The 15,367-nt window shown below is 64.0% G+C and carries 12 protein-coding genes; 7 read left to right on the top strand and 5 right to left on the bottom strand.

What is annotated here, in order from left to right; translation table 11 throughout:
• The first annotated feature begins 133 nt into the window (after window positions 1-133).
• The 4 genes from VFO93_RS06025 (at window position 134) to VFO93_RS06010 (ending at window position 5,964) form a co-directional block, all read left to right on the top strand.
• A complete protein-coding gene (locus VFO93_RS06025; RefSeq protein WP_325133441.1) occupies window positions 134-1,195 on the top strand; it encodes a SusE domain-containing protein in 1,062 nt (353 codons plus the stop codon).
• A gap of 18 nt (window positions 1,196-1,213) precedes the next feature.
• Window positions 1,214-2,602: an alpha-amylase family glycosyl hydrolase gene (locus tag VFO93_RS06020; RefSeq protein ID WP_325133440.1), complete on the top strand. Its 1,389-nt coding sequence runs from the start codon at window positions 1,214-1,216 to the stop codon at window positions 2,600-2,602.
• Between the two features lie 176 nt (window positions 2,603-2,778).
• Complete coding sequence (locus VFO93_RS06015; protein WP_325133439.1) at window positions 2,779-4,599, top strand: glycoside hydrolase family 13 protein; 1,821 nt, start codon at window positions 2,779-2,781, stop codon at window positions 4,597-4,599.
• A gap of 363 nt (window positions 4,600-4,962) precedes the next feature.
• Entirely contained in the window at window positions 4,963-5,964 is a 1,002-nt protein-coding gene (locus VFO93_RS06010) for a S41 family peptidase (RefSeq protein ID WP_325133438.1), read from the top strand.
• A 272-nt stretch (window positions 5,965-6,236) separates the two neighbouring features.
• Here the strand turns inward: VFO93_RS06010 and VFO93_RS06005 are convergent, their stop codons facing one another.
• The 3 genes from VFO93_RS06005 to VFO93_RS05995 form a co-directional block, all read right to left on the bottom strand.
• Window positions 6,237-7,157, bottom strand: a complete 921-nt coding sequence (locus VFO93_RS06005; RefSeq protein ID WP_325133437.1) for a universal stress protein — start codon at window positions 7,155-7,157, stop codon at window positions 6,237-6,239.
• A 106-nt stretch (window positions 7,158-7,263) separates the two neighbouring features.
• Window positions 7,264-7,626, bottom strand: coding sequence for a hypothetical protein (locus tag VFO93_RS06000; protein ID WP_325133436.1), 363 nt, complete (start codon window positions 7,624-7,626; stop codon window positions 7,264-7,266).
• Between the two features lie 44 nt (window positions 7,627-7,670).
• Window positions 7,671-7,979 carry a thioredoxin gene (locus VFO93_RS05995; protein ID WP_325133435.1) on the bottom strand — a complete coding sequence of 103 codons (309 nt, stop codon included), beginning with the start codon at window positions 7,977-7,979 and terminating at the stop codon, window positions 7,671-7,673.
• Between the two features lie 160 nt (window positions 7,980-8,139).
• Between VFO93_RS05995 and VFO93_RS05990 the strand changes: the two genes are divergently transcribed.
• Together VFO93_RS05990 and VFO93_RS05985 are read left to right on the top strand one after the other, a co-directional pair.
• On the top strand, window positions 8,140-9,753 hold the full coding sequence (locus VFO93_RS05990; protein ID WP_325133433.1) for a PAS domain-containing sensor histidine kinase: 1,614 nt from the start codon (window positions 8,140-8,142) through the stop codon (window positions 9,751-9,753).
• Window positions 9,731-10,768, top strand: coding sequence for a response regulator (locus tag VFO93_RS05985; protein ID WP_325133432.1), 1,038 nt, complete (start codon window positions 9,731-9,733; stop codon window positions 10,766-10,768). The genes VFO93_RS05990 and VFO93_RS05985 overlap by 23 nt, the downstream gene beginning before the upstream one ends.
• Before the next feature lie 35 nt (window positions 10,769-10,803).
• On the opposite strand, the gene VFO93_RS05980 is transcribed toward VFO93_RS05985, so the two are convergent.
• Window positions 10,804-11,664 carry an alpha/beta hydrolase gene (locus VFO93_RS05980; protein ID WP_325133431.1) on the bottom strand — a complete coding sequence of 287 codons (861 nt, stop codon included), beginning with the start codon at window positions 11,662-11,664 and terminating at the stop codon, window positions 10,804-10,806.
• A 26-nt stretch (window positions 11,665-11,690) separates the two neighbouring features.
• Window positions 11,691-12,671, bottom strand: coding sequence for an AraC family transcriptional regulator (locus VFO93_RS05975; protein WP_325133430.1), 981 nt, complete (start codon window positions 12,669-12,671; stop codon window positions 11,691-11,693).
• A gap of 213 nt (window positions 12,672-12,884) precedes the next feature.
• Here VFO93_RS05975 and VFO93_RS05970 point away from each other — a divergent pair, with 213 nt between their 5' ends.
• Window positions 12,885-15,359 carry a TonB-dependent receptor gene (locus tag VFO93_RS05970; RefSeq protein ID WP_325133429.1) on the top strand — a complete coding sequence of 825 codons (2,475 nt, stop codon included), beginning with the start codon at window positions 12,885-12,887 and terminating at the stop codon, window positions 15,357-15,359.
• Window positions 15,360-15,367: the final 8 nt, after the last annotated feature.

Genomic DNA, 15,367 nt, shown 5'->3' with positions numbered 1-15,367 from the left:
GGGGGGACTAGCTCTAACTCTAGACTTTAGAAACTAAGACTAGAAACTAGTCCCCCTCTTTTTTGGAGAGGGGGCTAGGGGGTGAGGTTCACGCAAGGCGAGCCCCGCACCACTCCATTCCCATCCTCCCCCGATGCAACGCTATACCCTCCTCCTCACCCTCGCCCTCGCCGCCCTGCTGGGTGCCTGCAAGCGCGACATTGCCGACGTGCAGGCCACGCCCACGGCCGACCTCAACTTTACGGCCAGCGCCAACACCCTCGTGCTGGCCAACGCCAGCCCGGCCGATACGGTGCTGCGCCTGCGCTGGAATCCGCTGCGCTTCGGCCTGTCGGATGGCAGCGGCTCGGCCGTGCTGCCCGTAACCTACACCCTGGAGCTGGCCCCGGCCGGCAATCAGTTTCTGAACGTCACCACCCTCGACGCGGGCGTGAACACCAACCGCCGCGCCTTCACGGCGGGCGAGCTGAATACGCTATTTACCAGCACCCTGGGCCTGGCGGTGGGCGGCCCTAATGCCTACGAGGTGCGCCTGCGGGCCACGTATTCGAGCAACCAAAGTGTGGTGCGCAGCGCCGTGCAAACGCTGAGCGTCACTACCTACGCCAGCCAATTTTACGTGTACGGCAACACGCTGGGCGCGCTGTCGGCCACCTCGCCCAAGCTCGGCGAGGTAGCGGCTACCCCCGGCCAGTACGAGGGCTACGTGTACGTGCCGGCCGCCACCAATACCATTCGCTTCTCGAATGGCACGACCTACGGCGTGGGGAGCACGGCGGGCTCGCTGGCGTCGCCGGGGGCCGACATCAGCCTGGCTGGCCCGCGCATGTACCGCCTGCAAGTGAGCCTGACGGCCCGCACCTACGTGGCCACGGCCACCGATTGGGGTATTATCGGGGCGGCTACTACCAACAGCGGGGCCGGCTGGAACCAGTCGGTGCCCATGACCTACGACGTGGCGAGCAAGCTCTGGACGGTGACCATGCCGCTGCCCGGCAACAACAGTACCGCCGCCGGCAACGCCGATTTCAAGTTTCGGGCGAACAACGACTGGGCCATCAACCTGGGCAGCAACACCGGCAGCGTGCTGCCTTTGATTTACAACGGCGGCAACATCACCACGCCCGGCCCGCGCATCTACACCGTGAGCCTCGATTTGAACACGCCCAACAACTACACTTATACCATCCGCTAGCCCGCGCGCCCCATCTATATGCTACTTACCATCAAAAAACTGGCCGTGCTGAGCGGCACGGTGCTAGTGCTGGCCGCCTGCAAAAAGCACGACGACACCGCGCCCATCGTGGGCGCTACCAACGACCCGGCGCAGTACGGCACGCCCTTCGCCAGCGTGCCCGAGCCCGCCGATGCGAACGTGTACCAGGTCAATTTCAGCGCCTTCAGCCAGGCGGGTACGCTGCAAGGGATAATCCCTCGCCTGGACTCGGTACGGGCGCTGGGGGTGAATACCTTGTACCTGATGCCCATCTACCCGATTGGGCAGCTCAAGGGCATCGGCTCGCCCTACGCCGTGCGCGACTACCAAGCCGTGAACCCCAGTCTGGGTACCCTCGCCGACCTGCGCGCCGTGGTGGATGCGGCCCACGCCAAGGGCATGGCCGTGGTGCTCGACTGGGTGGGCAACCACACCGCCTGGGACCACCCCTGGGTGAATGAGCACCGCGACTGGTACCAGCAGGATGCCAACGGTACGCTCCGCAACCCGCCTGCTGGCTTCACCGACGTGCTCCAACTCAACTTTGCCAAGCCCGATATGCGCGCCGCCCTCATCGCGGCCATGCGCTACTGGGTGCTGGCGGCCAACGTGGACGGCTACCGTTTTGACTACGCCGACGGGCCTACCTACCAGTTTTTTACCGAGGCCAATACCAGCCTCAAGTCCATCGCCGGCCACAAGCTGCTGCTCATTGCCGAAGGCAGCCAGCGCGACTACTTCTTCCGGTCAGGCTTCAACCTGCAATACGGCTTCGACTTTTTCAGCATCATGGAAAAGCGGATTTTTGGGGGCCAGAAAAGCGCCAAAATCCTGGATTCGCTGAACACGGCCAACTACGCCAGCTACCGCGGCCTGCCGCCCACCGCCCGCATGCTACGCTACACCTCCAACCACGACGTGAACGTGAGCGACGGCACGCCGCTTGACCTCTTCGGGGGCAAGGCCGGCTCGCTGGCCGCCTTCGTGGTGGCCGCCTACATGAACGGCACGCCGATGGTCTACAACGGCCAAGAAGTGGGCACGCCCCAGCGCCTGCCCTTCATCCAGGGCCGCCAGGTAATCGACTGGTCGCTGAACCCCGACATGGTGCTGGCTTACAAGCGCATCCTGCGCTTCCGCAGCGCCAGCAACGCCGTGCGCAACGGCGCGCTCACCTCCTACAGCAGCGACGATGTGTGCGCCTTCACCAAAACGGCCGGCAGCGAGCAGGTGCTCACCCTCATCAACCTGCGCAACCGGGCCGTGACCTACGCCGTGCCCGCCGCGCTGGCCGGCAGCTACCGCAACGGCCTCACCGGGCAGGCGGTGCCGGTGGGCACCCAGGTGAGCTTGCAGCCTTACGAGTATCTGGTGTTGCAGAAGTAATAGGCTGCTAGTCAGTTTACTGCCGTCATGCTGAGCGCAGCGGAGCCGAAGCATCTCTACTGATGAACTAACCACTTGCGTGAGCAACGGTGCGGTAGAGATGCTTCGACTCCGCTGCGCTGCGCTCAGCATGACAATCGTCGGTTGTCGATTTTCTAATCAGCTTATCCTACTTAATGCGCCTTTCCTTCCCCAGTGCCCTGCTGGCGGCCGCGGCCCTCACGCTCGCCGCCCCGCCCGCCCGCGCCCAAACGCCGCCCGACTTCACCCCGGCTTGGAGCAAGGGCGTGGTGTGGTACCAGATTTTTCCTGAGCGCTTCCGCAACGGCGACCCCAGCAACGACCCTAAGGCCATTGACCAAAGGGGCGCGTACCCGTTCAACGACTCGTCGGCGTTCCAGATTCACCCGTGGGGCAGCGACTGGTACCAACTACAGCCCTACGAGCAGCAAAACGGCCGCAACGTGGGCTACAACATCCAGCGCCGCCGCTACGGGGGCGACTTGCAGGGCATTCTCGACAAGCTTGACTACCTGCAAACACTGGGCGTGAATGCGCTGTATTTGACGCCCATTTTCTGGTCGCCTTCCTCGCACAAGTACGACGCGCTGTGCTACCACCACGTGGACCCCACCTTCGGCCCCGACCCCGAGGGCGACAAGCGGCTGATGGCTACTGAGAACCCGCTCAAGATGGAAACCTGGGTGTGGACCAAGGCCGACCTGCTGGCTCTCAAGCTTATCGACGAGGTGCACAAGCGCAAGATGCACATCATCTTCGACGGCGTGTTCAACCATTTGGGGGCGCGCAGCTTCGCGTTTCAGGATGTCGAGAAAAATCAGCAGGCCTCGCCCTACGCCGACTGGTTTATGGTGAAAAGCTGGCGCGACGCGCAGAAGGGAACCAAGTTTGAGTATAACGGCTGGTTTGGGGTGAAGACCCTGCCCGAGCTGAAGGAGGACAGCACCGGCATCGTGGCCGGCCCCAAGCAGTACATTTTCAACGCCACTCAGCGCTGGATGAACCCCATGGGCAAGGGCGCGGCCCACGGCATCGACGGCTGGCGCCTCGACGTGGCCTACGACGTGGGCCACCCCTTCTGGAAAAGCTGGCGCCAGTGGGTGCGTACCCTCAACCCCCAGGCCTACCTAACGGCCGAACTGGTGTACCCCATCGAGAAAACCCGGCCCTACCTGCGCGGCGACGAGTTCGACGCCACTATGAACTACAACTTCACGTTTGCGGTGCATGACTTTTTTGTGCAGGAAAAAAAGGCGGCCACCGTCACGCAGTTCGACAAGCAGCTGCGCGAACTGCGCGAGGCCTTCGGCCCCGGCGTGGCCCTGAATATGCAAAACCTGGTGGACAGCCACGACGCCACCCGCATCGCCAGCGCCGTAGCTAACCCCGACGGCCAGCCCATGGCCGACTGGGGCAAGTATTTTAACTGGAGCCAGAAGGGCAACAACCCCAGCTACAACGCCCGCAAGCCCACCGCCGAGCAGCGACAAATGCAGAAGCTCATCGCCGCCTTTCAGCTGCTGTACCTGGGTTCACCCATGATTTTCTACGGCGACGAGGCCGGCCTGTGGGGCGGCAACGACCCCGACTGCCGCAAGCCCATGCTCTGGGCCAGCCAGCCATACGCTCCCGAAACCCACAACCCCGACCAAACCCAGCACGCCCCCGACGCGGTGGGCTTCGACCCGGCGCTGTTTGCCTGGTACCAGAAGTTTATCGGCCTGCGCCAGCGCTCGCCGGCCATCCGGCTGGGCAGCTACACCACCGTGGCTACCGACGATGCCCGGCAGCTCTACGCCTTCCGCCGCACGCTGGGTAAGGAAGACGTGCTGGTGGTGCTCAACCGGGGCAGCCGGCCGGCCACTTTCACCAATGCTGTGCTGGCCAGCCGCAAGTACCGCGATGCCTTTACGCAAAAAGCTAGTGCCAGCGTGACCGTGCCCGCCCGCGACGTGGTGGTGCTGCGGGCGCAGTAGCAGTTGCTTCTTGCTGAGGCTGGTAAAAATTCAGGCCCTGCTGGTTACCGGGCTCGCCGTAGTATTGCCACTGAGGCAGCGCAGGCTTATGCTGACGCAAGCAATTCAGGGACAACTACCCGACTTGTATCCGGTTGAGGCGCTGATAGGCACTGGCAGCCATTGCCCCCGTCTCAAGCGGAGCTCCTACACGTATTTTATGGGCTTCCATGCCCGCGTTAGGGTGCTGCTGCCTATCGCGCCCCTTTAACCGAGTGATAAGGTAGTCTGAGCGGCAATTTCGTTTTCGGGCAACCGAGCTTGCTTTTTCTGCATCTGGTGGCTGCGCTCCCTTCCGGACGCTATTTCTACCAGCTGCTTGCTATGTCCTACCGAAAAAAGTCACAGATGAGTCTGGCGGTCTTACCGCTCTTTTTTGCCGCGAGTAGCTTGTGTGCGCAACCCAGTACGCCAGCCGCTAAGCCTTCGCAGGAAGTGGGGCAGTACCTGGCTGACTTTCAGCATATCATCAAGCAGCACGCACTCTATGCAGACTCCCTGAACTGGGGGCAGTTGAACCGCGAAGTCACCGAAAAATCCCAGGGTCTGGCCACTGTCGAGGAGTGTAAGCCCGTCATCGACCACATCCTGCAAACGTTGCGAAAGGCGGGGGACAAGCATTCTTTTTTCATCCCGAAGGAAAAAGCCGCCCGCCAGACTTCTGCTAGCTATGAGGCCAAGCAAGCCGAAAGTCAGTACTTGGGAGATGGCATCGGATACCTGAAAATTCCGGCCCTCAGTTCGATGAACGCCTCCGTCGGGCAGACTTTTTCCCAAGGCATTCGGAGCCAGCTAGCAGCGTTGCAGACCCAATACAAGCTCACGGGGTGGGTAGTCGACCTGCGGCATAATACGGGCGGGAATGTGCACCCCATGATTGAGGGGCTGCAACCACTGCTGGGAGAGGGGCTTTATGGCTACTTCATTTTTCCCCGGCGTACCCTCAAGAAGGCAATGCCGCTGTGGGCCTGGAGTGGTAAGAAAAAAGAACAACCAGCCGTTAAAGCGACTAAAACGCCGCAGCGGGTAGCCGTCCTGATTGACTCGCTGACCGGCAGTAGCGGCGAGATGGTTGCCCTCGCCTTTAAAGGGCGAAGCAATGCGAAATTCTTTGGTCAGCCTTCCGCTGGGTACACGACCACCAATCAAGACTTTAAGCTGTCGGACGGGGCGTATCTGCTACTGGCCACCGGCTATATGGCGGATAAAAAGCGGCGCACGTACTTGCCCAACATCGTTCCGGATGTGGTGGTGGAGTACGCGCCAGCCACTGCCCCGGATAAGACGATAGAAGCCGCCAGAACGTGGTTGCTGGAGGCCAGGTAGCCTACTGCGTTACGCCTGCTTGCGGTCAACGCCTGGCAGCCAAGCAACGAGCAGAAGCCAAAGGGACGCTGCCGGTCCGCTTTTTGAAGAAGCTGTTGAAGTACGTGGCCTACTTCGGGTGCCTGCTGTGCCGGGCAGCTCTAGTGCCGCCGATACGCTTGGTGCGCGGCACGGGCCTGGAAGCACACCGCGGGCGGGCCGGCCCCAAGGTTAGCCAAGCAGACCAGAACAAAATGGCGCCGCAAGTAGCGCTCCCTGGCTGCCGAAGCAGACTACCCGGCTGCCAACTGAGGAAAGAACTTACTTGATTGAGCCAACTGGCCCGCGGCGGCCTGGCGCAAGGCGCACCGGGCGCAGCACGCCGCCGAAGGCAGGGTACTCATGGGCAGCAGCAGCGCCGGAATGCGCAGGTGGTAGGCGTGGGTCTGGCGGTAGTGCGGGTGAAAAAAGCGGCGCACCAGGCAGCCGTCCGTAGTGGCCAGCACCAGCAGCTGGGTGGCGTGCTGCGCGCAAAACTCGGTGATGCCTTCCAGCGCATCCTCCTCGGGCAGCAGGTGGGTAGTGGCATTGGGCAGGCTTTGCTGGGCGCGCAGCAGGGCTTTTTTCAGCGGCGTGAGTCCCTTGCCCGCGCCATCATACAGCTGCGACTCTTGGTAAAACTGCACCAGCTCGAACTGAGCGGCGGGCGTGCGGGCCAGCGCCGGCAAGCTTGCCAGCTGGCTGGTGCCGACGCGGTCAAAATCACCAGCCATGACTACGTGAGCCGGCAACTCGTGGTGGCCGGGCGGCACGACCAGCACCGGGCAGCTCACGCGCTCAGGCAGCCCCTGGGGCGTAGTGCCGGCGGCCGTAGCCGCGGCGCAGTCGTCGAGGGCGAGGCCCGTCACGACGAGGCTGGCGCAGTAGCCCGTCACCAGCACTTGCAGGCAGTCGGGCAGGGCCTCGGCCGCCAGGTGGTAGTAGTAGCGGATGCGCCGCCCGCCCTGGCGGGTGAGTTGCTGGTAGCGCAGGCGTTCGGCCAGCGCTTCGAGGCGGCGGCGCAGGGCCGCGCGCTCCTCGGGCAGCCGAGCCGGGCTGGTAGCGCTGTGTACCAGCACGATTTCGGCGGGCAGCTTCACGGCGAGCTTATTGGCGTAGCGCAAGGCATTTTCGGCCGCAGCACTGAAATCGACGGGCACTAGTATGGTTTGCATGACAAAAGCGGGAAAGGCTTTCTGAGGAAAAAGAAAATTGCCCAGCTGACAAGCCCGCTACCTATCTGCGGGCCAGCGACTTGGCGGCCGGATGAAGCAGGCCGGGCTATTCGCTGAAAGCTAGTGCCGGGGCCAGCGTTGCCCGTGGGGCGGGCAGGGGAGTAGCCGGCGCAACCGGGGCCGCTGCGGGCGCGGCGGTTGGGGAAGCTACTGCCACCACGTCGGCCGGAGCGGCGGGCCGGCTACCGGGGGCAGGCTGCGGGGCAAAGGATTGCTGGTTGGCCGCCGCCGTGGTGAGGACGATGCCGGCCAGCACCGCCACTAGTACTACGGCCCCCAGCAGCACGCGCAGCATCCAGGAAAGCATGTCCTGGTTGGCGGGCGGCATCGGCTCGGTTGTTTGGGCAGTAGCTACGAAGCTGGTTAACAAGCCAGCGGCGGTCAACAGAAAAGTGCGGGAAGTAAGCATGAGGCAGGAAGAAAAATGAGGAAAAGACACGTGGGAAAGCCTGCTTAGCCCGGCGGAGCCGCGGCGGCCAGGGTGGCCAGCAGGGCCTCGGCACTGGGCAGGCCCGGCTGCCGCCACAGCTCCACGCCCTGGCGCATGAGCACGCAGGCCGGCAGCTCGGGCGGGCCGAAGCTGCGCACCACGGCAGGGTGGCTGGCCTCGTCGATGCTGAGCACCCGCACGGCCGGCCCCAGGCGCTGCCGCAGGCCGCGCAGCGTAGCAGCGGGCCCGGCCTCGCCGGGGTCTTCGCCAGCGGCGGGGGGCAGCAGCACCAGCAGCACGGCCGGGTCGGGGGTAGGAGAGAGGCAGGGCATAAGGCACTTAGGGGAGAAGACGGGGCAAAATTCCGGGTTGCCGCGTGCCGCTGACATGAGCATCCTCAAGCCCGCGCTTGAGAGTTATCAAGCCGTCGGGCGGCGGCTTTTGCCGACCTCTGCCCGACCTTTGCCCGCTGGCTACGCGCTCCGCCTTCCCATGTCCCACGCTCCTTTTGCCCACGCCCTGGCCCACGTGCTGCTGCACGAAGCCCCCGATTTGGTGGCCATTTATGATGGCACGCGGGGCTGCCTCACGCAGGTAAATCCGGCCGGCGTGCAGCTGCTGGGCTATTCCTCCGAGGCGGCGCTGCTGGCGGCCCCGGCCCCCGTGCCCGCCACGCCCACCCTGACGGCGGCCGACTGGCAGCACCTGCGCGAGCAGGCCCGGCAGCACGGCCGCCAAACCCGCGAAACCACCGTGGCCAAGTGCAACGGCGACCTGTTTCAGGCCCGATTGGAGCTGACGTACCTGGAGGTAGAGGGCGCGCCGTTTTTCCTGCTGCGCCTGGCCGAGCACAACCGCCTGCACCAGGCCGAGCGCGAGCTGGCCCAGAGCGTGCGCCGCTTCGAGGCGGTGGTGGCCAACGCCACCATCGGCATCATCGTCTGCAACCGGGCGGGTAGCATCGTGTCGGCCAACGATATGGCACACCAGCAGTTTGGCTACGTGGTGGGGGCGCTGCTGGGCCGGGGCATTGAGGCGCTGGTGCCCCAGGCCGCCGGCCGCCGCCACGCGCAGCTGCGCGCGTCGTTTAATGCCCAGCCCTCGGTGCGGGCCATGAGCGCCCACCGCGGCGACCTCGAAGGCCAGCGCCAGGACGGCTCCGTGTTTCCGGTGGAGGTGAGCCTGAGCTATTTCTACCTCGATGCCGAGCTCTACGCCGTGTCTTACGTGCTCGACATCACGGCCAAAAAAACGGCCGACCAGGCTTTGCTCGCCGAGCGCCAGCGCGTCGAGCGCCTCAATGCCGAGCTAGAGCAGCAGGTGGCCGACCGCACCCACGCCCTGCTCACGACGCTGGCGCAGCTAGAGCAGCGCCAGGCCGAGCTGGCCCAGGCCCTGGCCGCCGAGCAAGAGCTGGGCGAGCTGAAGTCGCGCTTCGTGAGCATGGCCTCGCACGAGTTTCGCACGCCGCTCACGGCGGTGCTCACCTCGGCCGCGCTCATCGCGCAGTACCCCGCCACCGAGCAGCAAGCCCAGCGCCTGCGCCACCTGGGGCGCATCGAGCAGTCGGTCAAGTATTTGAATGATATTCTGGAAGAGTTCTTATCGGTAGGGCGCATTGAAGAAGGCAAGCTGGAAGCCCGCCCGGCGCGCCTCGACCTGCCCACGCTGCTGCACGATACCGTGGCCGACGTGCAGGGTTTGCGCCAGGCCGGCCAGACCATACAACTGGCCGCCGACTGCCCCGCTCCGGTGTGGCTCGACCCTTCGCTGCTGCGCAAAATCCTGGTCAACCTGCTCTCCAACGCCCTTAAGTATTCGGCCGAAAATACGGCCGTGGCGCTGCGGGCCACCTGCCAGGCCGGCCAGCTGACGTTGGTGGTGCAAGACCAGGGAGTAGGCATTTCGCCCGAAGACCAGGCGCACTTGTTCGAGCGGTTTTTTCGGGCGCGCAGCGCCGCCCACGTGCCCGGCACCGGGCTGGGGCTCTACATCGTGGCCCGGTACGTGGCGCTGCTGGGCGGCACCATTGCGCTGGCCAGCGAGCTGGGCCGGGGCACCACCGTCACCGTTACCGTTCCCTATGCCCACGCTGCTGCTGATTGAGGACCACGCGCTTATCCGCGAAAATACCGCCGAGCTGCTGGAGCTGGCCGGCTACGCCGTGCTGACGGCCGAAAACGGCAAGCTCGGCATCGAGCAGGCGCTGGCCACCCGGCCCGACCTCGTCATCTGCGACATTATGATGCCCGTGCTTGATGGCTACGGCGTGCTCCAGATTTTCAACCAGCACCCGCAACTGGCGGGCGTGCCGTTCATCTTCCTCACCGCCAAAACCGAGCGCGCTGACCTGCGCCGTGGCATGGCCCTAGGGGCCGACGACTACCTCACCAAGCCTTTCGACAGCAGCGAGCTGCTGAGCGCGGTGGCCGGCCGCCTCCACCGCTTTCAGCACCTGCGGCCCGACTATGACCTGGCCCGCGGCGACTTGCCCACGTTTTTGGCCGATGCCCGGCGCGCGGGGGGCCTGCCTGCCCTCACCGCCGACCGCAAGCCGCACTCACTGCCCCGCCGCCAGCAGCTCTACGCCGAGGGCGACGAGCCCACCCGGCTCTACTTCGTGCAGGCCGGCCGTGTGAAGACCAGCAAAACCACCGCCGCCGGCAAAGAGCTGATAACGGGTTTCTACCAGCCCGGCGAGTTTCTGGGCTACCAGGCGCTGCTCGAAGGCCGGCCCTACCACGACACCGCCGTCGCCGTCGAAGACTCGACCTTGTACTACATCCCCGCCGCTGAATTTACCGACCTGCTGCTGCGCAATGCTGAAGTCAGCCAGCAGTTTATCCGGCTGCTGGCGGGCCGCGAGCGTGCGCGCGAGCAGCAGCTCGTGGAGCTGGCCTACCACTCGCTGCGCCGCCGCGTGGCCGATGCCCTCTTGCGCCTGCCCGCCGCCGATGCCAGCATTCAGCTCTCGCGGGAGGACCTGGCCGCCGTGGTGGGCACGGCCCCCGAGTCGCTGAGCCGCACGCTCAGCGAGTTTCGCCAGGCGGGGCTTATCGAGCTGGCGCTCAATAGCATTCGCGTGCTGCGGCCCGAAGGGCTGCGGCAGGCTAACTGGTAAGCTTAGGAACAAGGCTACTGCTTAAAAGCCCGTTGCTACCGTAGCCACTTATAAAACTGCGGAAATGCCTGTTGCCACGCCTGTGCCCCGTGGCGTCCTTCGGGGTTGATTAGCAGTTGTACAGTGGGCCGGCCCTGCGCTCGTAGCACCGCGGCGGCCGCCTGCATATCGGCGGCCATGTTGATGGGCAGGCCGCTGGGCAGCTGGCGCGTTTCCCGGCCGCCCGCGTAGAAATAGTAGCGCTGCCCTCGCTGGCGGGCCGGGGTAGCAACGCGTCTAATCTCAGCGGCCAAGTCGGGTGCCAGCCAGAACGAGGGCGAAAACACGCCCAACGACCCAAACACTTCGGGGTAATACAGCCCTCCGTAAAAGGTAAGCAGCCCGCCCATTGAGCTGCCTGCCAGCGCCGTGTGGCGTCGGTCGGGCTGCGTGCGGTAGTGTTGGTCGACGTAGGGCTTCAGAGTTTCGACCAGAAAGCGTAGGTACTGCCGGCCCTCCCCGGGGCCGTACTGCGGGGTGTCGTGGGGGTTGTATTCCTGCATGCGGTGGGTTGCATCGGCGGCCACAGCCACCACGATGCAGGGCCGGCGAGCGGCGTCGAGGGTCTCATCGACCTGCCACTCCACCGCTCCTTCGCGGCCGGTGGCCTGGGTTGCATCGAACACGCTCTGGCCATCTTGCAGGTACAGCACCGGGTAGCGCTGGCGCGAGCTGGCGTAGCCTGCGGGCAAGTAAACCCAGACCCGGCGCGTGCGTTGCAACTGCGGCATACGAAAAGCCGTGTCCAGCACCTGCACCTGAGGCGAAGCCGTGGACGGGCGCACGGCGGGCTGGGCCGCGCTGGACAAGGCGTTGGCCAATAAGCTAATTAAAAGTACGTTGTTGAATTTTAGCATGTGGTTTTACTAGCTGTTTTACTTGATTAGCGCACTACCGCGCTCGGCAAGACGCCAAATTTTTCTTTGAAAGCGGCCGTGAAGTGCGCCCCGTTTTTGTAACCTACCAGCGCTGCCACCTCGCCCACCGAATGCGCGGCTTCGAGCAGCAGCTGCCGGGCTTTATGGAGCCGAAACTGAATGAGGTAGGCCCGCACGCTGGTGCCAAATTGCTGCCGAAAGCCCTGCTTGAGCTTAAACTCGTTGAGGCCCACCAGGCGGGCCAGCTCGGGTAGGGTGGGCGGGGCGGCGTAGTTGGTTTCGAGCAGTTGGCGGCAGGCTTCGATTTTCTGCTGCTCGTCGGGGCGCAGGGCGGGGCGGTCGAGGCAGGGCGGCGGGGCCTGGCCCTGCTCTAGCTGCAAGAGCAGCAGCTCCCGGATTTTGGCTTCGATAAACAGCCGCTTCAACAGCCCCTCGCGGGGGCAGTGCCGGATGGCGTGCAGCAACTGGTGCATTTCGGCCGTGATAGGCAGATGCGCCGGGGCCAGGCCGGTGGGCTCGGCTCGGGCCACAGCCGCCACGAAGGCCTGGTGCAATTGGCACTGCTGGTCGAGCAGGCGGAAGTAAAACGCCTTCGACAAGATGATGGCAAAGTACTGCACCGGCTCGTGAGCCGGCATCTTAAAGGCTGCTTCCAGCCCGGGCAAGTAGTAGAGGCTGTGCACGTTGCCCACGTAGCCGGCCCGGCCCGCCGGGGCGCTGTCGGCCTGCCCTTGTAAGAAAAATAGCATCAGAATACTCTCGCCGGCTACCGCGAATAAGTCGGTGGCGGGCTCCCGAAACTTGAAGTGCGTGTCGAGCACCAGCAGGCCGCTGGTGCTGAGCTGCCGGCTGCTGAGGTGGGCTACGAAGGGCGCGGCCACGGTCACGGTTTGCTCGGCTAGCACGCTGTTGGGCTGGTAGGCTTCCGGCACCTGCTCGTGGCAGATATACTGCTCGGAATGGGCGAGGCGCGAGGTAACGAGCATAAGCAAATAATCTCTTTTTGGGTAAATAAGCTCCGTTTTTCGATACCGGGCGGGGTAGGTGGGCGGGTACTTTTGCGGTTCGAAGGTAGCTTGTTTATAACAAGTCTAAATAAAATTCACTCTTCTATGCGTAGTACCCATTACCCAAAACTGCCTTTAAGGCCCTGTAAAGGGCTTTTTAGCTTCTTTTTCTGCTTCATCATATTTTCATTAGTGCAGCAAGCGCACGCCCAGGACGTGGGCACGCTGCGGGGCAAGGTCATCGATGCCGACCGCCAGGCGGCGGTGGGCGTTTTGTTGGGTCTGAAAGGCACCACCCACGGCGCGACGACCGATAACGAGGGCGCTTTTGTGCTAAAAGCACCCGCCGGCAGCTACACGCTCACAGTGCAGGCCCTGGGTGCTGAGAAGCGCGAGCAGGCCGTTACGATTGAGCCGGGCCGCACCACGACCATCGCCACCATCGTGTTGCGGCAATCGTCGGCCGAGCTCGACGCGGTAACCGTGACGGGCCAGAAAATCAACAAGTACGCCCGCAAGCAGAGCGGCGAGTTTGTGTCGCGCCTGCCCATCTCCAACCTCGAAAATGCCCAGACCTACTCGGTCGTGACCAAGGAATTGCTGCAAGACCAGGTCGTCACCAACACCAGCGACGCCCTCTACAACGCCCCCGGCGTGAGCGGCGTGAGCCGCTCGGGCGGCTCGGGTGGCACCGGCTTGCAAGTGCGGCTGCGCGGATTCACCTCTAGCACCAGCCTGCGCAACGGCCTGCAAACGGCCCAGCTCACCCTTTCAGACCCGCAGCTGACCGAGCGTATCGAAGTGGTGAAAGGCCCCAACGGCACGCTCTACGGCACCACGGGCGGCCCCGGCGGCCTCATCAACCGCGTCACCAAGCGGCCCTACCGCGCTTTTGGCGGCGAGGTGAGCTACACCGGCGGCAGCTGGGACCAGCAGCGCGCTACCCTCGATATAAACACGCCGTTGCTGCGCGACTCTTCGCTGCTGGTGCGCGTGAACGCGGTGGTGGCCGGCGAGCGCAGCTTTCAGGACGCGGGCCAGGCGCGCTCCTACTTGCTGGCCCCGAGCGTGACGTACCTAGTGAACGACCGGCTGAGCGTGGACCTCGACGTGGAGCTGTACAATACGCGCTTCAACAACACGAGCTACTCGCTGGGCAACGCGCTCTTTGCAGCGGAAACCCGCAACCAGGCTGGCGTCGTGACCACGCCGCAGGGCTTTCTTTATAACAAGAAGTTCAGCGAGTTGAGCCAGTACATCAACTTCGACCGCTCGTACACCACCAACGATTTTCAAACCACCCAAAACGTGTACAACGTGTTTGGGCGCATCAACTACAAGCTGGCGCCGGGCTGGCAGTCGCAAACGCTCTACTCGCTGGGCAATGCCGACTACCTAAGCCGCACCCTGACCCTGGGGCTGCTGCCGAGCACCGTGCGCTCGGCCACCGACAACGCGCAGTTTGACCCCGCTGCCACCCGCATTCAGCGCACGGGCGGCTACATCCCGTCGAACTTCAGCAATGTGCAGGTGCAGCAAAACTTCATCGGCGACTTCAAAATCGGGACGCTGCGCAACCGCATGGTAGTGGGTCTCGACCACTCGCGCTGGTTTACGCTCGACAACCGCGTGAGCGGCACCACCTACGTCGATGACCCAACGGCCCTGACCGCTGCCGCCGCTACCACCACGTTTGCTCTCAACCAGCCCGATGCCGACTACGACGCGAGCGTCAACCGGACGTTTAACCTGCAAAGCTTCGACAACGCCATTGCAGGCAAGGCGCGGTCGCGCTTCAACCGGCGCTTCTACAACTCGGCGGCCTACGTGTCGGACGTGCTCAACGTGACCGAAAGCCTGCTGCTGTCGGCCGGGGTGCGCTTCGACTATTTCAAGGTGGGTGAAGCCAGCAACTTCACCAAATACAACCAGGTAGCGTGGTCGCCCAAGTTTGGCGTGGTGTACCAGGTGCTGCGCGACCGCCTTTCGGTGTACGGCAACTACCAGAACGGCTTCACCAACAACCAGCCGCAAACGGTAGTCAGCAGCGCGGGCGTGACGACGACCACCGACTACAAGCCTACCCAGACCATTCAGTGGGAAGGCGGCCTGAAGCTGGATATGTTTCAGGGCCGCGCCACGGCCAACGTGAGCTACTACGCCATTCGGCAGAATGACATTCTGCGGGCCGACCCCGCCTCGACGACCGCCAACCCGCTGCCCAACATCCAGGACGACTCGCGCAACAGCAAAGGCGTGGACCTAGAGCTGGTCGTGAACCCCGTGCCCGGCCTCAACCTCTTTGGCGGCTACTCTTACAACCAAAGCCGCTACCTGGAAACCAACGAGGGCAAAACCCCCGAGCAGGCCCCGCAGCACGTGGCCAACTTCTGGCTCAGCTACCGCCTCAGCGGCGGCAGCCCGCTCAACGGCCTGGGCCTGGGCGTGGGCGGCAACTACTCGTCCGACATCTACGCCAACGCGGCCAATACGCTCATCATCGACGGCTACAAGATTTTCAACGCCAGCATCTTCTACGAGGTCGGCCGCCTGCGCTTCACGGTAAAAGGCAACAACCTGGCCGACGAGCGCTACTGGATTGGCACTACCTCGCTGGTGCCCCAGACGCCCCGGCAGTTTTTGGGTAGCGTCGCCGTGCGGTTCTAGCGTTACCC

It is taken from the genome of Hymenobacter sp. (assembly GCF_035709525.1).
Lineage (GTDB): Bacteria > Bacteroidota > Bacteroidia > Cytophagales > Hymenobacteraceae > Hymenobacter.
This window is presented reverse-complemented; position numbering and strand designations above follow the sequence as displayed.